We start from the raw sequence: 18,261 nt of genomic DNA, 5'->3' as shown, positions 1-18,261 counted from the left end.
TATTACCGTATATCTACCGAAAGTAATTTTTCGCCCAGCAGGTATGCCTCCAGCCTGTCTTGTACCGTTACGGCCCCTACACCTGCGGGTGTACCGGTAAAAATGAGGTCGCCGATATTGAGAGTGAAATAGTTGGATGCGTATTCGATGATCTTGTGAACGGGAAATATCATATCGGCGGTATTGCCGTTCTGTACCGTCTCCCCATTCTTATCGAGCCTGAAAGTGATGTTGCCCATATCGGTGTTCTCTGTTACGGGCCTGAACTCGCCTACGGCCGCCGAGCCATCGAACGCTTTGGCTATTTCCCATGGCAGCCCTTTCTGCTGCTGTTTGCGCTGCAGGTCTCGTGCGGTGAGGTCTAGTCCCACGGTGATGGCATCGTAGTATTTATGTGCGAATTTTTCCTGGATGAACTTTCCATTCTTGCTGATACGCAGCACCAGTTCGCATTCGTAATGCAGATCGTCTGTGAATTCGGGATAATATAGCGGCTTGTGAGGCAACAATAACGCGCTCTTGGGCTTCATGAACAATACCGGCTCTGTAGGCAGATCGTTCTTCAGCTCTTTGGCATGATCGGCGTAATTTCGCCCTACACAAATTATCTTCATTTTATTTATCGGTCTATGGGACGCGTAAAAATAGTATTTCCTAGTTACAATTCATTATATATTGCCAATATCCCCGTTCGTATAGGAGATATCAATTATGGAGATCATGTTGGCAATGATGCTATATTGTCCATTATACATGAGGCCCGTATGCAAATGCTGTGCCACTTTGGGTATACGGAAATGAACGCAGGCGGCAACAGCATGATAATGGCCGACGTCATGATCGCCTACAAGGCAGAAGCCTTTTATGGCGATATTCTCTCTGTAAAGATATATGCTGAAGAAATATCTGGCAATACTTTTAGCCTATTATATTATATCTCGACCATAAGGGGTGAGAACACGGTAGTGATAGCACATGCAAAGACCGGTATGGTATGCTATGACTACGATACCAGAAAGATAGTGCCCATGACGGCAGAACTGAACACATTCTTACACAGCGGCGATAATGGCAGCAGATAAATATACTACCATAGCCGCCAACGGGCAGGGCGACTTTCGCGACAGGGGTAGCAAATTCCTGGCATATGCCTACCCTATAGCCTCGCAGCAGGATATAAAGGAAAAACTACAGGCATTGAAAAAAGAACACCCCAAGGCCGTACACCACTGCTATGCCTGGCGGCTGGGCATGGATGGTACCCAATACCGCACCAATGACGATGGCGAACCGGCCGGCAGCGCCGGCAAACCCATACTGGGACAGATAGACAGCATGGGCCTCACCAATGTGCTGATAGTGGTGGTGCGCTACTTTGGCGGCACACTGCTGGGCGTGCCGGGGCTCATAAATGCCTACAAAACATCTGCCGCCATGGCGCTGGAGGGGCTGCCACGCACAGAGAAATGGGTAGAAAGGCAATATGAGCTATCGTTCGACTACCCGGCCATGGGCGAGGTGCTGTACCTGCTGCGCCAGTGCGAAGCCACCATATACAAACAGGACCTGCAGCTCTTTTGCATAGTGAACGCGGGCATACCTGTGGCCCATGCCGCCGCCTACCTGCAAAAACTGACCGACATACGCGGCATGAGCATAAAAGAGGTATGACGGACAGGCGCATTTTCCCAGATACATATGGTGCGTTACCATATGGTACATACATGACAATATGTGATGAACGGGTAGTATCTGTTGTTGCAGGTATGCCCTATTTGGCGTAGCTTTGGCACCCCTTTGCGCCAACATGACAGTTGCGAGATATTTGCATAGATCTTGATGTTGTAACAGGGGGCAGAGTGCGTAAGGGCATTTTTGTCTCTGTACGAACCACATACTTTTAACCGTTTACTTTATTTATATAATGATCAACTTTCTTTCGAAGCTCTTCGGCGGCAGCAAATCGGACAAGGATGTAAAAAAGATACAACCTATTGTTGCGCAGGTGAACCAGTACTATGCCGGCCTGCAAGACCTGACCAATGACGAGCTGCGCAATAAGACACAGGAATTCCGTGCATATATACAGGAGTATATAGCGAACATAGACCAGCAGATAGTTGACAAGAAGGCCGAAGCCGAAAGTATAGAAGATATACAGGCCCGCGAGACCATATATAATGATGTGGACAAGCTGGTAAAGAAGCGCGACGAGCAGATAGAGGAAGCGCTGAAGGCCATAATGCCAGAGGCATTTGCGGTGATAAAGGAAACGGCACGCAGGTTCAAGGAAAATACCGAGATAGTATCTACCGCTACAGAGCACGATATGATGCTGGCACCCATGCGCCCGAATATGCGCATAGAGGGCGACCAGTGTATATATAAGAACACCTGGGAGGCCGCTGGCAATATAGTGAACTGGAACATGGTACACTATGATGTGCAGCTGATAGGTGGTACAGTGCTGCACGAGGGCAAAATAGCAGAGATGGCCACCGGTGAGGGTAAAACACTGGTGTCTACCCTACCCGCCTACCTGAACGCACTGGCAGGCGAGGGTGTGCACATAGTAACGGTGAACGACTACCTGGCCCGACGCGACCAGGAGTGGAACGGCCCCATATTCGAGTGGCTGGGCCTGACCACGGATTGTATAGACAAACACGAGCCGAACTCGCCAGAGCGCAGGCAGGCATACCTGGCCGACATCACCTATGGTACCAACAACGAATTCGGCTTTGACTACCTGCGCGATAACATGGTACACCACCCCGAAGAGATGGTGCAGCGCAAGCACCACTATGCAATGGTGGATGAGGTGGATAGCGTACTGGTGGACGATGCGCGTACACCGCTCATCATATCGGGCCCTATACCAAGGGGCGAGGAGCAGCAGTTCCACGCGCTGAAGCCGCGCATAGAGCGCCTGCTGGAAGCGCAGCGCAGGGTGATAAACCAGAGCATAAGCGAAGCCAAGAAACTGATATCGGAAGGCAAGAGCGACAAGGATGCAGGTGGCCTGCACCTGTACCGCGCCTACCGCGGCCTGCCCAAGAACAGCGCCCTGATAAAGTTCCTGAGCGAGGAAGGCAACAAGCAGATACTGCAGAAGGCCGAACACCATTACATAGGCGAGCAGCAGCGCAACATGCCCAAGGTAGATGCCGAGCTGTTCTTCTCTATAGACGAAAAGAACAATAGTGTAGACCTTACAGATAAGGGCCTGTCGCTGATAACAGGTGCGGGTGAAGATCCTAACTTCTTTGTACTGCCTGATGTAGGCAGCGAGATAGCGGCCATAGAGAAAATGAACGTATCGCCGGAGGAGAAGCAGCAGCGCAAGGATGCCATGATACAGGACTATGCGCAGAAGGCCGACCGTATACACTCTATACAGCAGTTGCTGAAAGCATATACCCTATTCGACAAGGATGTGGAGTATGTGGTAATGGACGGCAAGGTGAAGATAGTGGACGAGCAGACAGGCCGTATACTGGATGGCCGCCGCTATAGCGATGGCCTGCACCAGGCCATAGAGGCCAAGGAAAATGTGCAGGTAGAGGCCGCGACACAGACATTTGCCACGGTGACACTGCAGAACTACTTCCGTATGTACCACAAGCTGGCCGGTATGACCGGTACAGCCGAAACAGAGGCGGGCGAATTCTGGCAGATATACAAGCTGGACGTGGTGAGCATACCTACGAACCTGCCTATATCGCGCAAGGACCAGCAAGACCTGGTGTACAAGACCAAGCGCGAGAAATATAAAGCCGTAATAGACGAGATAGAAAAACTGAGCGCAGTCGGAAGGCCGGTGCTGGTAGGTACTACATCGGTAGAGGTGTCGGAACTGCTGAGCCGTATGCTGCAGCAGAAAAAGATACAGCACAACGTGCTGAACGCCAAGCAGCACGCCCGCGAGGCGCAGATAGTGGCCGAGGCAGGCCTGGCCAGCGCGGTGACCATAGCCACCAACATGGCCGGCCGCGGTACGGACATAAAGCTGGGCCCCGGTGTAAAACAGGCAGGTGGCCTGGCCATAATAGGTACCGAGCGCCACGAGAGCCGCCGTGTGGACCGCCAGTTGCGTGGCCGTGCAGGCCGCCAGGGCGATCCCGGTTCTTCGCAGTTCTTCGTATCGCTGGAGGACGACCTGATGCGCCTGTTCGGATCGGAGCGTATAGCCTCGCTGATGGACAAGATGGGCCATAAGGACGGCGAGGTGCTGCAGCACAGCATGATCACCAAATCGATAGAGCGTGCGCAGCGCAAGGTGGAGGAGAACAACTTCGGTATGCGTAAGAACCTGCTGGAGTATGACGATGTGATGAACGCCCAGCGCGATGTGATATACAAGCGCCGCAATCATGCCCTGTTCGGCGACCGCCTGTCGATAGACATAGACAATGCCATGTTCGCAGTATGTGCCGATATGGTGGACCAGTATGCCGGTGGCGACCCTGAGACCTTCAAGCTGGAGGTGATGAAACACCTGGCCATAGACTTTGAACCCGGTATCGGCGGCGGCGGTAAGGCCGAAGCCCAGAACCAGGCCATTGCAGAGCAGTTATACCACGAGGTGAAGGACTTCTACACCCGCAAGATGGCCACTATATGCGAGCATATCACCCCCAACCTGGCACAACTGCTGCAGGAGAACGGCGACCGCATAGAGAACATAGTGATACCATTTACCGATGGCATACGCGGTATGCAGATATACGCGCCGCTGCGCCATGCGGTAGAGAACAACTCGGCACCCATAATACAGGCGCTGGAAAAGAACATTACCCTGGCCCTGATAGACGATGCGTGGAAGAACCACCTGCGCGCCATGGACGACCTGCGCCAGAGTGTGCGCATGGCATCGTATGAGCAGAAGGACCCACTGCTGATATATAAGTTCGAAGCGTTCAACCTCTTCAAGAAGATGCTGAACGATACGAACAAGAATATCCTCAGCTTCCTGCTGCGTGCCGGTATACCCATACAGGACGCACCACCCCAGCCCATACAGCAGATACCCGAGCAGTATACCGACATGAGCCAGATGCACGACAACAAGGCCCAGGTAGAGGCCGCGGGCCATGCATATGCCGCCGATGAGGAAGACTATTATAGCGAACCCAGCGCAGAGCATCACGAAGAGATAAAACGCGCTCCGGTACAGGCAGGCCCGAAAATAGGCCGCAATGACCCTTGTCCATGCGGCAGCGGCAAGAAGTACAAGAGCTGCCACGGCAAATAAGCCATTCCCGAACCAGTAAAAGAACACCTGCCCGTAGCAACGATCGTTGCTACGGGCACATTCACAAATAAAATATCATTCGGTCACACCCCTTTATTTACCAACAATGCAACCATCGACATTAGAACTGATGCAGCAGATGGGCCATGAGCAGGTGGCCTTCTGCCAGGACCCGCACACCGGGCTTAACGCAATTATAGCCATACACAACACAGTGCTGGGCCCATCGCTGGGCGGCACGCGCGTATGGAACTACGCCAGTCACCAGGACGCCCTTGTGGACGCACTGCGCCTGAGCCGCGGCATGACCTACAAATCGGCGCTGGCAGGCCTGAACCTGGGCGGCGGCAAAGCCGTACTGATAGGCGATGCATCGAAACTGAAGAACGAGGCCTACTGGCGCAGGTATGGCAGGTTCGTGAACAGCCTGAACGGCAAGTATATAACCGCCGAAGATGTGAACACATCGAAAACGGATATGGAGTACATAGGAATGGAGACCAAGTTCGTGACCGGCAAGCCCGAGTATATGGGTGGTAGCGGCGACCCCTCACCTCTTACGTCTTATGGTGTATACATGGGTATGAAGGCCGCGGCAAAGAAAGCCTTTGGCAGTGACGACCTGTCGGGCCGCAAGGTGCTGGTACAGGGCGCAGGCAATGTGGGCAGGTACCTGATGGAATACCTGGTAAAAGATGGCGCTAAAGTATATACCAGCGACATAAACGAGAGCAAAGTGAAAGAAGTGCTGGCCATGATGCCATCGATAGAAGTGGTGGACAGCGACAAGATCTTTGACCTGGAGATGGATATATACGCCCCTTGTGCCCTGGGTGCAACGGTGAACACCGAGACCATCGGCAAGATGAAATGCCCGGTGATAGCAGGCGGCGCCAACAACCAGCTGGCCGATGAGAACGTGCATGGCCCCATGCTGGTAGAGAAAGGCATCATATATGTGCCCGACTTCCTGATAAACGCAGGTGGCATCATCAACATAAGCATAGAGATAGACGGCTACAACCGCGAGCGCGCATACAATACTGTATCGAAGATATATGACCGCGCGCTGCAGATATTCGACACAGCGGAAAGAGAGGGTACGCATACCCAGCTGGCCGCTATGCAGGCCGCCGAAAAGCGCCTGAACGATATAGCCAAGGTGCATACGGGCCTGTAACGGAACATTATTTACGAATAGTAAGAACAAGGGCTGCCTATACATGGCGGCCTTTGCTTTTGGCGATATTGCCGCTCATTAGAAAAAGTCGCAAAAAACACCACCAAAACACGGTGCAGATGATTATTTTTGTCTTCCATGTTACAACTAACGGTCAACGACAAGAGTGTATTCAGCATAGACCATAACGATGGTATCATGCACATCAACGGTACAGAAAGCACCCCGGACATCAGTATGCAGCCTGGCGGACTGGTGAGCGTACTGCACAATGGCAAGAGCTATACCGCTATCATAGAGCGTGTGGACACTGCAAAAAAAGAAGTGGACGTGCGCGTGAACGGACAGCTATATACCACCACCATACAAGAACCTATAGACCTGCTACTGAGCAATATGGGCCTGGACCTGAAGGCAATGCAGAAGGCTGAACCTATAAAGGCGCCCATGCCCGGCCTGGTACTGAAAGTACTGGTAACACCCGGCCAGCAGGTGAACAAGGGCGATGCACTGGTGATACTGGAGGCCATGAAAATGGAGAACGTATTGAAAGCTACCGCACCGGCCACCGTAAAGGCCATAAAGGCCACCGAGCGCACAGCGGTAGAGAAAGGTGCGATACTGATAGAACTTGAGTAAAAATTCCAAAGTCTCAAATTCCAAATTCCAGATCCCAAATTCCCGAATGAATAAAAGACCCGCATACTTCGTACTGCTGCTTGTGTTGTTACTGGGCTCTTGCCGCGAGCGGACAGAGAAGAAGATACTGGGCAAGTGGCGCTCTGTAAGGATAGAGGAACGTGGCAGGGATGATTTTTTCAGGGATAGCAAACGTTTCATAGATACGATGGGCAATGGCGACAGCGATGAAACAAAGCTGGAACTCTATGGCACGCTGAACATAGACAGCCTGCGGCAGGAGCTGCAAAAGCAATACGACAGTGCCTATGCCGCATTAAAAGATATAGAGACCCGCAGCACGCTGCACTTCAAAGAGGACAGCAGTGTGGTGGTGGGTTTTCCCGGTACGAACGAGCTGGGTAAATGGTATATAAACGACAGTGGGCTGCTGGTACTGGACGAGACCAATAAATATGGAGAGACAGAGCACCTGTTCATAGCCATACGCCACCTGGTCAATGACACACTGCAGTTGGCTTTCATGCGCGAGACAGAAGAGGGCCGGCTGGACACATCGGTAGTGACCTTCCAAAGGGAGAAAAATTGATACGATACATTATATTTGCACCTTCTTATAGATAACAGAACATGCGTACGATACAACTGAGACAGGCTCTTCGCGAGGCGATGGAAGAGGAAATGAGGCGCGACAAGGGCGTTTTCCTGATGGGTGAGGAAGTAGCCCAGTACAATGGCGCCTACAAGGTGAGCCAGGGTATGCTGGACGAATTCGGCCCGAGGAGGGTGATAGATACTCCCATTGCCGAGCTGGGTTTTACGGCCATAGGCGTGGGCGCAGCCATGAACAACACCCGCCCCATAATAGAGTTCATGACCTGGAACTTTGCCGAACTGGCCATAGACCAGATAGTGAACCACGCTGCCAAAACAGTGTCTATGAGCGGTGGCCAGTTCACCTGCCCTATCGTGTTCCGCGGGCCTAATGGCTCTGCTGGGCAGCTGGGCGCACAGCACTCGCAGGCCTTTGAAAGCTGGTATGCCAATGTACCCGGCCTGAAGGTGATATCGACCATCAACCCATATGATGCGAAGGGCCTACTGAAATCGGCCATTCGCGACGAGGACCCTGTGGTGTTCATGGAGAGCGAGTCGGCCTATGGCGATACGGGCGAAGTACCCGAGGACGAATACCTGATACCTATAGGCAAGGCCGCCGTACGCCGTGAGGGTACGGATGTGACCATAGTATCTTACAACAAGATGATGAAGGTGGCCATGGCCACTGCCGAAGAACTGGCAAAGGAGAACATAAGCGCCGAGGTGATAGACCTGCGCACCATTCGCCCGCTGGACTGGCATACTATAGTAGAGTCTGTAAAGAAGACCAATCGCCTGGTAATAGTGGAAGAGCAGTGGCCGTTCGGCAGCATATCTTCAGAGATATCTTACCGTGTGCAGAAAGAGGCATTCGACTACCTGGATGCGCCCATACGCCGCATATGCAGCGCCGATGCCAACATGCACTATGCCCCCAACCTGGTGGCCGCCTACCTGCCCGATGTGCCCCGCACCGTAAAGCTGGTAAAGGAAGTGATGTATATGGTGAAGTAAACTGAAAATACAATGATATGGACAGACCCCATGCTTTCTGGCATGGGGTTTGCTTTTATATATTCATCCTGCAACTTATACACCATTACCGCTTTGAGGCCGGTACATACATCATGAAGATACAGCTCTCTGCTAACAGCATAGAGACGAAAATGTTCACGAAGCTGTAGCGGGTAGGTCTTGCACGATCATATTTTATCAATAGAAGACTTAAATACGGTTATTGGTATCTTTTTGTTGGTATTCGCAACTTTTGCCACCAAAATAGCAGTGATCGTCCATAATATCCCGATGACCAATGTAAATACGATCCAGAAGATACCTATGCTGTTCGAGAAAACAAGCACACTTAATGCATTGACAACACCTGCTATTTTGGGTATCAACAATGCGGCAAAAGATTTGTGGTATACTTTCTGTGCTAATGTCAAATGCACCCACAAACGTTCTTTGAATGCATTATAGATAGTATAGTCAGAACATGTAAAAACAAGCATACAATTCAAACATAGCAGTACATCGTTTTTCCATATAGCTAATACCGCTATCAATATCCCGAAAATCGGCTGAAAGACCAAGCCAATGACATTAGGTATCTTTCGTAAGACAATTGGTGTGATGAATATTTGGAACAAGATCGATAGAACAGACATTGTTTGATAATAATCACCTAAAAAAGTAGAGGCATTTATAATAGAGGTTCTGTAATCAGCAAATTGCTGAATACGCCAATTAACAGCCCTACCATATATACCACCCAAAAGTACCAGCAGAAGAATGGAGAATATAAAATATGAACCGGGAATAACCGAACGTGTTGCACTTTCTTTTGGTGACGATCCGGTATTCTCTTGTTCTTCAACCCCGCCACATGAAAACTTTCGTATGCAGGAAGAAATGAAGGGGAAAAGACAGATGTATATTGCCCCTATCAAGATAGGCAATTTGTTTATATGCCCTTGTAAGGCCATATTCTTTGCAATAGCAGCACCAACAAATACCCCTAATTGAGCTCCTAGGCCTACAAGAGTAATAGTAAGCCAACTCTTCATAAACGCTGTTGAGGTCAGCAACATCCATATACAATATGTGGCTGCAAAAACCAGCATATTACCCGCCAGGCCAATAAGAAATAACACTGTATCGGTTTTCGTATAAATATTCCATACCCAACCTAATGCTATTAGAGTGGTACTAAGTATAATCGATAGCCAAATGATGTAACTAGAGAACCGGGCTCTGATCTTTTTGATATTCACCAACAGAAAAACAACAAGGATACTCAATAAAGCATCGCACAGTTCTATCCAGGGTATTTTCAGCGCACCGAATGTTTTAACGACGATCGCATTTACCCCTGTCTTAAAGACATAATGGTTCACCATTGCAATAAACATGATAAGAGCTAATATCAAAGCTCTTTTCAGTGAACGACCATCTGTTATTTTCATGCTTTTACATTTTTGTATCTATCAATTCTGAGACCGTAATTAGCTTGACATTATCTCTGAATTCAGCATGATCGGGATGGGATAACAAATGTCGCAGTGTACGAGTAAAATTCGCTATCTCTTTTATTTCAAGCTCCTTCAGCTCGTTCTCGGTAGTATTTTTTGGCATTATCATTCTTATCGTATCCCATGAAGCACGCAATGTAGTAGGAAGATCGAAAAGCTGAACGCGGCCATTGTTCATGTCGATATTTATAAAAAACGGGAAAGTACGGGCACTATCTTTAGACCGAACATCTATTTGTTTTAATGCACATCTATTCACAAACCTACGGTAAGCAGAATGCCCCATATCACTGCCATTATCGGGTATAACAACGTTAAAGTCAAATATATCTTTGGTCAGGTCATATGTACTACCATCGAATTCGAAATTTTTTTCTGTAGACAGCTCTTTACATGCTTTGAGAATAAAATTCTCAAAATAGCCGATAGCCAAAGACGTCGATGGTAACAAATTAAGAGAGATGTGACCATTGATATACAGCAGATCCTTTTTGATCCTTTCAGCGGTCATTGCTAGTGCGAGCTTATTTTGTTCTGTGTCCAGTAAGGTATGGTCAGCGGCCAACTCTAGTTTCATTGATATTCTATTGATGCCGCCCAGATCACTAGGTAATGCGATCTTCATTTCTTTACCATTCTTTTTAATATCCACAAGAACAAAATATGCTTTCTTTAGACCTAAAGCGCCTATGAACAGACCTAATTCGAAAACTACATTATCCCTTGTTGTATATTCTTTTTTGCGTCTCCTGAAGATACGATCGTCTGGGGCTATGATAAATAGACCAAAATCTGTTAGAAACAATTCCTTGTATAATGTTTCAAGGAAAAAGTCACCATGGCTGAATGCAGTATCCCAAACTTTTACAACGAGATCATCATCCAGCCTATCCCTTATAGCTTTTGCGATGAATAGCGACTCTAAAGATGAGCCAATAAATACCTTGATCGGCATATGAAATTTGTAAACACTTTAAAGATATAAAATTTTATTGAAAAAAGTGTATCATACTCAATTACAAGAAAATTATTATTGCTATATCGTTATTCAAATAGAAATGCAAAGATCAATATCCCTTAAAATGAAAAGATATTGTTATTTCCCCTCGTCCCCTGTGTTATTAATTCAAGATAGGCTAGCAATGGACCAGCATAGCCTGTATATGGTATCTCTAGAGTGTGAAAGGTTCGAACGTCTTACCATTGAACAGGTATGGCCCTGCAGCATGGGTACCTACCCATAACCGGCCCTGCCGGTCTTTGTATATGGTGAAGGTAGTAGCATTTTTGCCCTTGCTCTTTATGTCGTATCGTGTCATGCTATTACCGTTGTACCGCCAGATGCCTTCGTTATAGGTCACCATCCATATATCGCCGTTCTTATCTTCCAGGGCGGACATGAAGTAGGAATGCCCTGCGGGGTGCTGTGCATCGGCATCACCTATGCCTTTTTCCATGGTATAGCCGATAGTACCATTGGCATTGCGATGTATAAGGAAGCGGTGCATGGTATTGGAGAACCAGAACCTACCCTGCCTGTCCTCTATGGTAGCACGAACGCCATAAGCGATAGCACTGAGCCCCAGCTCGTCCTCGGGTATCCAGGCAAAGGTGTTGCCATCGTATCGGCACACTCCCAGCATACCCGTACCGAACCATAAGTGCCCCCTGCGGTCGCGATAAATGCTGTAAACATCGTAGGGGTTGAATACCATAGCCGGGAATCGCTCCCGTGGGTGGGTGGCAATGAAGTCCTCTGCCACCTTCAGTTTCGGGAAACGCAGGCGATACAATGTGCTGCCATCGTAGCGGTATACGACCCCGGAGTCCTGCGGGCCTGCGAACCAGAGGTCGCCGGTGTGCAGGCGCCAGCCGGCATCGGGGAGGCGATCTGCCGGAATGGCTTTTAATGTCGTAAGGGTTCGGCCATCGTATCTGCTGATACCATTGCAGGTATTGATGTATACATTACCCAGGCTATCTCCCTGTATACCCCGAACACGGTCGTTGCACAGGCCATTGCCTGTGAAGTAATGAATGGTGTGTGTACCGTCGTATCGGTATACACCATTGCCGTCAGAGCCGAACCAATAATTGTTGTTCCTATCCTGAAAGACATACCATGCACTTGTGTCTATGGCCTTTACAGTATCGCCTGTAGTTATAAGGCCGGGAACGTTTGCCCATGCATTACCCGAAGCGCATACGAAGCTAATGGATAAGCATATCGCGACCGAAAATATGGATCTCATTTCTATCAAAACTATAATTATAGTCCAAATATAAACTATCTTCTTAGTTTATCAAAGAACGCAATAGAGATACATTTTGCAACGAGCATATCTTTCAGAACAATATCTGTAATTTAGAACATTGTAAAAAGAATGGACAAATGAGGAACATCTGCATTACTGTAGCGGTCATTTTATACCTATGCGGGTGTGATGGGCCGGGTGGCCCATCATCAGGGAATAGCGGCCATGCAGATACCATAGGCACATCCCGGACCGCAGAGATATCTACCATCCCGATAGATGTGCTGCAGGAGATAAAAGATCATTACCAAAAAGAATATGGCAGCAAAGCACGGCTGGAGGAGGAGAATTCTGATACACTGCTGGAAATGACCTACTATGCCATACCGACAAAAGAAGACAGATACGATGGCTACCTGATAGCGATTTCCATCCCTAAAAAGCCACAAGAATTTTGTGGAGCCAGCGCTCTACTGCATGGAGACCTCAACAACGATGGTACCGCCGACCTGGCGATAAGCGTACATACGGAAGGAGGTGGTGGCGGTGGCAATATGGCATCGCAGGACATTTTCTTATATGAGAACATTGGCGGGCATTATCAACTGAATTCTGTTACTTCTGATGGTGATATATGTGGCTGTGACGAATATGGAGGCTACTTCCGCGCAACGGGAATAGAAAATGGTCTATTGACCGGCACATCTTCGTGTTATACAAAAGATGACCCACGCTGCTGCGCATCATTGGCCTATGATACCAAAGTGAGACTAGATGGCAATAAATTGATACTCCACAGCAAAGACAACGAGCGCCGTACCGAATATTAGCACATCCGCAGCGCTATATCCCATCCTCTTTCCAAGGTTCGCGCCTATGCCGTAATTTTGCGCCCTGTCGCTGATGCGACCATGAGACGAGGAAATGATGCAGCTATACCCGGCCAATGCCATAGAAGCCCTGGAATTCAATAAGGTGTGCGACCTGCTAATGCAGAAATGCCGCACAGATGCCGCACGCGAACGTGTGGCGAATATGCGTATACATACACACAAGGACCATGCCCAGCGCGAACTGCAACAGGCACTGGAGTATAAGAACATACTGACGAGCGGCGACCATTTTCCCAACGACCATACACGGAATATGACCAAGGAGCTGCGGCTGCTGGCCATACCGGGCGGTGTGCTCTCGGGAGAACAACTACTATCCGTTCACCAGTTGGCGCTGTCGATACGCGATATACTGCTGTGGTTCAAGAAGAACAATGACCTGTTTCCCGTGCTGCGGGCGCTGAGCGATAAGGTGACCTATGAGAAGAAGATAGCAGAGACCATAACGGCGGTGATAGATGAGACAGGCATGGTGCGCGACAACGCATCGCGCGAGCTGATGAGCATACGCGCCGACCTGGGCCGGGTGCGCAACGAGGCACGCAGGGTATTTGAAAGCGTGCTGCGCAAATGGAACAAGGCAGGCTACCTGGCCGATATAGGAGAGAGCTTCCTGAACGGCAGGCGCACGGCCGCTGTACTGGCAGAGTACAAACGCATAGTAAAAGGTATACTGCACGGCGAGAGCGATACGCAAAAGACCGTATTTATAGAGCCGGAGGAAACGACGGAACTGAACAACGAGATTTTTTCGCTGGAGCGTGCCGAGGCGCGGGAGATACAGCGTATACTGGCGCAGGCCACAAAAGATGTATCGGTATATGCGGCACACCTGGAAAGCTACTACCACCTGTGCGGGGTGTACGACCATATACGCGCACGCGCACTGCTGGCCATAGACATGAACGCAGGTATGCCCATACTGAGCCAGCACCCCGGCATAAACCTGGAGAAGGCATACCACCCCCTGCTATACTTGTACAACAGGCAGCACAATAAACCCACCATACCGCTGAACCTACGACTGGACAGGCAACAGCGCATACTGATAATAAGCGGCCCCAATGCCGGTGGTAAAACAGTGGCCATGAAGACGGCAGGACTACTGCAACTGATGGTGCAGGCCGGGCTGCTGATACCGGCCGCAGAGACATCTGAGATGGGCATATTCAGGCAGATAATGGTGCAGATAGGCGATACACAATCTATAGAGCATGAACTGAGCACCTATAGCGCCCACCTGCAGCACATGAAGCACTTCATGGATTTTGCCGATGGCAAGACCCTGTTCTTCATAGATGAGCTGGGCAGCGGATCGGACCCGAACCTGGGCGGGGCATTTGCCGAGGCTATAGTAGAGGATCTGGCACACAAACACGCCCTGGGTATAATAACCACCCACTACCTGAACCTGAAAGTGATGGCGGGCAAGGTGCGCGGCATCATCAACGGTGCTATGACATTTGACGAGGAGCGGCTGGAACCCTTGTACAGGCTGAACATAGGCAAGCCGGGCAGCTCGTACACCTTTGCGATAGCGCAGCGCAGCGGCCTGCCGCAGAGCGTGATAGACAGGGCCAGGCAACTGACACAGCGAGAGCACTTCAAGCTGGATAAGATGCTGCACCAGGCAGAGCAGCAGAGCGTGAAACTGACCGACAAGGAAAAAGAGCTGGACAAGCTGCTAAAGGAGAACGAACGCCTGCGCAAGCACTATGAGGAGGCGACCAACAAGGAGAAGCGCCGCCATGAGTACGAGACGCTGAAACTGCAGAACAAGGTAAAGAAGGAAGAACTGGACTACCTGCGCGATACGGAGCGCAAGTTCAAACAGATAATACACGACTGGAAGAAGACCGAGAACAAGCAGGAGGTGATAAACGCAGCAGAGAATGTGCTGTTCCGCAAGAAGCAGATACAGGCCAATGCATCGGCAGCGAAGAAGGCCGATAAGACCTATGATACCGTAGGCGGCACACCCCAGCCCGGCGACCTGGTGCGCCACCAGGCCAATCACCAGGTGGGCACGCTGCAAAGCCTGCGCGATAAACGCGCTGTGGTGCTGATAGGCAAAATGCCCTTCAACGTGAACATAGAAGAGTGGGTGGTGGTGAGGAAGAAGAAACAAAAGGCAGAGAAATGACCTAGCTTTCCTGCTCGTAGTATATCTTGTAGTATTTGCGGCCCTGGCTGTCTGTACCCTGCTCTATGAGCTCTCGGTCGCCGTGAATATATATGTGGAAATTCTTATCCAGCTTCAGCACGCTTTTGAAGATGCGGGCCTGTTTCTTTACCGACTGCTGCGATATCTCGAAGCTATCGGCCACATCCAGCTCGTTCTCCTCGCGGTAGGTCTTATCGAACTTGCGGAAGTTCTTTATGAGCTCCTCGTGATGAAAGACCTCTTTCTCGAATTCCTTTTTGTCAAAGACCTCATGCGTTTTGAAGTAGTTCACAGAGCGGTTCATGAAGTCTATCTGGTCGGCCTTGGACACCTCGTATACCTGGGGTATCTGCTCGGTGATGAAGGTGCGGGCCATACCCATCACATCGTTGGTATTGTTCACAAAATCGCTCTTGGGGCGATGCTTTATGAACTCGTTCTGCCAGTAATCGGTCTCGGTATTGCTGTTGTCTATTATGAGTAGCGTATATGGCTCGTCGGTAAAAAGCACCAGGCAGGCCTTATCGGGCTTGCGGCCGCCTATGCCCTTTTTCAGCGTGTACTTTACCTGTTTGCCTGTAGCCGACACCTCGAGGTAGCTGTCCTTGTCCTCGAATTTATAGATACCAAGGCCCTGATAATGCTTGCCGCCAAAGCCTATATCATCGAACCGGGCTATGAAGAGATCGCCCTCCTTTATATTGGGGTGCTTCGATACCGACACCAGGTGGCGGGCTATATCGCGGGAGCATTCCCCCAGGTCTTCGCCCTCGTGTATGGCCTTGGCCAGCTTGAAGAGCACATTGTACTCTACATCTACAGGATGCGAGAACTCGAAGGTGGATGAATGGGTAGTAAAAGGCTTGAGGAACATGCGGCGGAAGAGGGCTGCCTCATCGTCATCGCCTACCTGGGCCACATCATTGTTCAGCACGGCCTTTGCTTCGTCGTCGCCTACGCGGTGCACTATCATATCGCCTATTATGGCCATTTCGGTCTGTATCATCTTGTAGTATAGCTTAGATGATCAATATTAGGGCAAAAAGCGCAGCGGCGATCAATATTGCAGCTCGGCCATGACGGGGAAATGATCGGATGGGAATTTCCCGTGGAAAGAATTGCTGAGTATGCTCCACCGGGCCACCTTGAATTTGCCTTTGATGAAGATATGATCTATGACATCGCTCCCCTTTAGCTGCTTACCGAAGGCATGATAGGATGGGTTGCCTTCCAGTTTTGCAGTGGCCAGCGAATAGCTGTCCTTCAGGAGGCCCGAACGGGCAATAAGGCCATATGGCTCGCTATCGCGGGTGGCATTCAGGTCGCCCATCAATATCACCTTATCGCCCTGGGCCATCTCTTCTATCTTTCTCAGTACCAGTTTGCTGCTTTCGCGGCGGGCCTGCTGCCCCTCATGGTCGTAATGGGCATTGAAGACCCAAACAGCCTGCTGCGCCTGCCTGTCATAGAGCTTTACCCATGTGCACAATCGTTTGCAGCATTTTGCATCCCAACCAAATGATGGTCTATCGGGAGTTGCGGACAGCCAAAAATCTCCTTTATCCACTGCCCTAAAACGGTCGGCCCGGTAGAATATGGCCGAATGCTCGCCTACCTCGGCGCCATCGTCGCGGCCTACTCCATAGAATTCATATTTTTCGCAGGTCTTGTATACATCTACCAACTGGCGGTGCAGGCCTTCCTGTGTGCCCAGTATATCGAACTCATGGAACCGGACGATATCGGCGACCATCGGCAACCTGTCTTCCCACAGGTCGCCTGTGTCGTGCGCATTGGCATAGCGCAGGTTGAAGGTACCGACAACTATTGTCTGCGCAGAGGCGGCCACGGCAGTAAGGCAGAGGATGGATAACGAGAGGATGCGAGACCATTTCATGTACACAATGTATAAAAAGTGCATCATACGAAGGTGAGGATCTTGTAATTTATTGTACAGAACATATAATGATGTACGGCCATAATGGGGCCAACTTTGTATAGACAACACTTACGACCACCCTAAAAACAACATGCTATGAAAAACAATATCAGCATCGTCCTCGTTCTTCTGACCTCTATGACCATACTGCTAAGCTCCTGCGAACTGGTGGGCGACATCTTCCAGGCAGGTATGGGTTTCGGTATATTCATAATGCTGGCAGTGATAGTGGGCATAGTGGCGCTAGTGGCGCGTATAGGCAAAAAATGACCTGCCCACCCGGCAAAGTACTCTTTCAATAACATTTCTTAAAAAAACAGACAATGGCGAACAGGGTGATCCATTTCGAGATACAGGCCGATGATGTGATGCGTGCGAAGACATTCTACGAAAAATGCTTCGACTGGAAAATAGACATGATAATGACCAAGGAGAAAGGCGGCATGGACTACTGGGGCCTTAACACCGGCCCTGCGGACAGCCGGGGTATAAACGGAGGCCTGTACCAGCGCCCTGCCGATAACAAGATAACCACCTTTGACTGTACACTGGAAGTGGACGACATAGACGCAGCCATAGAAACAGTAAAAGCGAACGGAGGCACCATACAGGGCGAAAAAATGGAGGTGCCCGGAATAGGATGGGCAGTGACAGCATACGATACCGAGGGCAACCGGTTCGGGATGCTGCAGCCTGCAAGCAGTGGAAAACTGCAGTAATGTACCAGCAAGATATGCATATACCCCGTAGCGGCGCTACGGGGTATATGCATTTGCATAAGCAATGAGCCGATAACAAATGCCATT

18 protein-coding genes are annotated in these 18,261 nt (G+C 49.9%); 12 read left to right on the top strand and 6 right to left on the bottom strand.

What is annotated here, in order from left to right; translation table 11 throughout:
* Positions 1-2 precede the first annotated feature (2 nt).
* Positions 3-614 (bottom strand): fumarylacetoacetate hydrolase family protein, encoded by a 612-nt coding sequence (locus ABD843_RS15600; protein ID WP_345085232.1) that lies wholly within the window; start codon positions 612-614, stop codon positions 3-5.
* Between ABD843_RS15600 and ABD843_RS15595 the strand changes: the two genes are divergently transcribed.
* The 8 genes from ABD843_RS15595 to ABD843_RS15560 all read left to right on the top strand — a co-directional run bounded on the left by ABD843_RS15595 (position 576) and on the right by ABD843_RS15560 (position 8,857).
* Positions 576-1,082, top strand: coding sequence for an acyl-CoA thioesterase (locus ABD843_RS15595; protein WP_345085229.1), 507 nt, complete (start codon positions 576-578; stop codon positions 1,080-1,082). The two genes, ABD843_RS15600 and ABD843_RS15595, sit on opposite strands and share 39 nt — an antisense overlap.
* Positions 1,069-1,671, top strand: coding sequence for an IMPACT family protein (locus ABD843_RS15590; protein WP_345085226.1), 603 nt, complete (start codon positions 1,069-1,071; stop codon positions 1,669-1,671). The genes ABD843_RS15595 and ABD843_RS15590 overlap by 14 nt, the downstream gene beginning before the upstream one ends.
* A 253-nt stretch (positions 1,672-1,924) precedes the next feature.
* On the top strand, positions 1,925-5,254 hold the full coding sequence (secA, locus tag ABD843_RS15585) for a preprotein translocase subunit SecA (RefSeq protein WP_345085223.1): 3,330 nt from the start codon (positions 1,925-1,927) through the stop codon (positions 5,252-5,254).
* Between the two features lie 106 nt (positions 5,255-5,360).
* On the top strand, positions 5,361-6,434 hold the full coding sequence (locus tag ABD843_RS15580; RefSeq protein ID WP_345085220.1) for a Glu/Leu/Phe/Val family dehydrogenase: 1,074 nt from the start codon (positions 5,361-5,363) through the stop codon (positions 6,432-6,434).
* A 138-nt stretch (positions 6,435-6,572) separates the two neighbouring features.
* On the top strand, positions 6,573-7,073 hold the full coding sequence (locus ABD843_RS15575) for an acyl-CoA carboxylase biotin carboxyl carrier protein subunit (RefSeq protein ID WP_345085217.1): 501 nt from the start codon (positions 6,573-6,575) through the stop codon (positions 7,071-7,073).
* 46 nt (positions 7,074-7,119) lie between these two features.
* Complete coding sequence (locus ABD843_RS15570; RefSeq protein WP_345085214.1) at positions 7,120-7,662, top strand: hypothetical protein; 543 nt, start codon at positions 7,120-7,122, stop codon at positions 7,660-7,662.
* 41 nt (positions 7,663-7,703) lie between these two features.
* The gene (locus ABD843_RS15565; protein WP_345085211.1) at positions 7,704-8,687 is read left to right on the top strand and encodes a pyruvate dehydrogenase complex E1 component subunit beta; all 984 of its coding nucleotides are present in this window, start codon (positions 7,704-7,706) and stop codon (positions 8,685-8,687) included.
* A gap of 17 nt (positions 8,688-8,704) precedes the next feature.
* Complete coding sequence (locus ABD843_RS15560) at positions 8,705-8,857, top strand: hypothetical protein (RefSeq protein WP_345085208.1); 153 nt, start codon at positions 8,705-8,707, stop codon at positions 8,855-8,857.
* 18 nt (positions 8,858-8,875) lie between these two features.
* Here ABD843_RS15560 and ABD843_RS15555 read toward each other — a convergent pair whose 3' ends face one another.
* The 3 genes from ABD843_RS15555 to ABD843_RS15545 all read right to left on the bottom strand — a co-directional run bounded on the left by ABD843_RS15555 (position 8,876) and on the right by ABD843_RS15545 (position 12,456).
* Positions 8,876-10,138, bottom strand: coding sequence for a hypothetical protein (locus tag ABD843_RS15555; protein WP_345085205.1), 1,263 nt, complete (start codon positions 10,136-10,138; stop codon positions 8,876-8,878).
* Positions 10,139-10,142: 4 nt separating this feature from the next.
* Positions 10,143-11,159 (bottom strand): TIR domain-containing protein, encoded by a 1,017-nt coding sequence (locus tag ABD843_RS15550; RefSeq protein WP_345085202.1) that lies wholly within the window; start codon positions 11,157-11,159, stop codon positions 10,143-10,145.
* A 217-nt stretch (positions 11,160-11,376) separates the two neighbouring features.
* Positions 11,377-12,456, bottom strand: coding sequence for a ligand-binding sensor domain-containing protein (locus tag ABD843_RS15545; protein ID WP_345085200.1), 1,080 nt, complete (start codon positions 12,454-12,456; stop codon positions 11,377-11,379).
* 140 nt (positions 12,457-12,596) lie between these two features.
* On the opposite strand from ABD843_RS15545, the gene ABD843_RS15540 reads away from it, so the two are divergent.
* Complete coding sequence (locus tag ABD843_RS15540) at positions 12,597-13,289, top strand: hypothetical protein (protein WP_345085198.1); 693 nt, start codon at positions 12,597-12,599, stop codon at positions 13,287-13,289.
* Positions 13,290-13,386: 97 nt separating this feature from the next.
* On the top strand, positions 13,387-15,495 hold the full coding sequence (locus tag ABD843_RS15535; protein ID WP_425575781.1) for an endonuclease MutS2: 2,109 nt from the start codon (positions 13,387-13,389) through the stop codon (positions 15,493-15,495).
* Between the two features lies 1 nt (position 15,496).
* Here the strand turns inward: ABD843_RS15535 and ABD843_RS15530 are convergent, their stop codons facing one another.
* Positions 15,497-16,522, bottom strand: coding sequence for a nucleoid-associated protein (locus tag ABD843_RS15530; RefSeq protein ID WP_345085194.1), 1,026 nt, complete (start codon positions 16,520-16,522; stop codon positions 15,497-15,499).
* A gap of 51 nt (positions 16,523-16,573) precedes the next feature.
* Positions 16,574-17,413 carry an endonuclease/exonuclease/phosphatase family protein gene (locus ABD843_RS15525; protein ID WP_345085192.1) on the bottom strand — a complete coding sequence of 280 codons (840 nt, stop codon included), beginning with the start codon at positions 17,411-17,413 and terminating at the stop codon, positions 16,574-16,576.
* A 138-nt stretch (positions 17,414-17,551) separates the two neighbouring features.
* Between ABD843_RS15525 and ABD843_RS15520 the strand changes: the two genes are divergently transcribed.
* Both ABD843_RS15520 and ABD843_RS15515 read left to right on the top strand, forming a co-directional pair.
* Positions 17,552-17,725, top strand: a complete 174-nt coding sequence (locus tag ABD843_RS15520; RefSeq protein WP_345085190.1) for a phosphatidate cytidylyltransferase — start codon at positions 17,552-17,554, stop codon at positions 17,723-17,725.
* Positions 17,726-17,778: 53 nt separating this feature from the next.
* The gene (locus ABD843_RS15515; protein ID WP_345085188.1) at positions 17,779-18,174 is read left to right on the top strand and encodes a VOC family protein; all 396 of its coding nucleotides are present in this window, start codon (positions 17,779-17,781) and stop codon (positions 18,172-18,174) included.
* The last annotated feature ends 87 nt before the right edge of the window (positions 18,175-18,261 follow it).

Origin of the sequence: Nemorincola caseinilytica (assembly GCF_039540515.1) — a bacterium.
GTDB lineage: Bacteria > Bacteroidota > Bacteroidia > Chitinophagales > Chitinophagaceae > Nemorincola > Nemorincola caseinilytica.
This window is presented reverse-complemented; position numbering and strand designations above follow the sequence as displayed.

What these genes read in the sequence shown, in the direction of transcription:
- ABD843_RS15595 (WP_345085229.1), top strand. Translation starts at nt 576, where the DNA reads ATGATCGGCGTAATTTCGCCCTACACAAATTATCTTCATTTTATTTAT.
- ABD843_RS15600 (WP_345085232.1), bottom strand. Translation starts at nt 614, where the DNA reads ATGAAGATAATTTGTGTAGGGCGAAATTACGCCGATCATGCCAAAGAG.
- ABD843_RS15590 (WP_345085226.1), top strand. Translation starts at nt 1,069, where the DNA reads ATGGCAGCAGATAAATATACTACCATAGCCGCCAACGGGCAGGGCGAC.
- secA (WP_345085223.1), top strand. Translation starts at nt 1,925, where the DNA reads ATGATCAACTTTCTTTCGAAGCTCTTCGGCGGCAGCAAATCGGACAAG.
- ABD843_RS15580 (WP_345085220.1), top strand. Translation starts at nt 5,361, where the DNA reads ATGCAACCATCGACATTAGAACTGATGCAGCAGATGGGCCATGAGCAG.
- ABD843_RS15575 (WP_345085217.1), top strand. Translation starts at nt 6,573, where the DNA reads ATGTTACAACTAACGGTCAACGACAAGAGTGTATTCAGCATAGACCAT.
- ABD843_RS15570 (WP_345085214.1), top strand. Translation starts at nt 7,120, where the DNA reads ATGAATAAAAGACCCGCATACTTCGTACTGCTGCTTGTGTTGTTACTG.
- ABD843_RS15565 (WP_345085211.1), top strand. Translation starts at nt 7,704, where the DNA reads ATGCGTACGATACAACTGAGACAGGCTCTTCGCGAGGCGATGGAAGAG.
- ABD843_RS15560 (WP_345085208.1), top strand. Translation starts at nt 8,705, where the DNA reads ATGGACAGACCCCATGCTTTCTGGCATGGGGTTTGCTTTTATATATTC.
- ABD843_RS15555 (WP_345085205.1), bottom strand. Translation starts at nt 10,138, where the DNA reads ATGAAAATAACAGATGGTCGTTCACTGAAAAGAGCTTTGATATTAGCT.
- ABD843_RS15550 (WP_345085202.1), bottom strand. Translation starts at nt 11,159, where the DNA reads ATGCCGATCAAGGTATTTATTGGCTCATCTTTAGAGTCGCTATTCATC.
- ABD843_RS15545 (WP_345085200.1), bottom strand. Translation starts at nt 12,456, where the DNA reads ATGAGATCCATATTTTCGGTCGCGATATGCTTATCCATTAGCTTCGTA.
- ABD843_RS15540 (WP_345085198.1), top strand. Translation starts at nt 12,597, where the DNA reads ATGAGGAACATCTGCATTACTGTAGCGGTCATTTTATACCTATGCGGG.
- ABD843_RS15535 (WP_425575781.1), top strand. Translation starts at nt 13,387, where the DNA reads ATGCAGCTATACCCGGCCAATGCCATAGAAGCCCTGGAATTCAATAAG.
- ABD843_RS15530 (WP_345085194.1), bottom strand. Translation starts at nt 16,522, where the DNA reads ATGATACAGACCGAAATGGCCATAATAGGCGATATGATAGTGCACCGC.
- ABD843_RS15525 (WP_345085192.1), bottom strand. Translation starts at nt 17,413, where the DNA reads ATGAAATGGTCTCGCATCCTCTCGTTATCCATCCTCTGCCTTACTGCC.
- ABD843_RS15520 (WP_345085190.1), top strand. Translation starts at nt 17,552, where the DNA reads ATGAAAAACAATATCAGCATCGTCCTCGTTCTTCTGACCTCTATGACC.
- ABD843_RS15515 (WP_345085188.1), top strand. Translation starts at nt 17,779, where the DNA reads ATGGCGAACAGGGTGATCCATTTCGAGATACAGGCCGATGATGTGATG.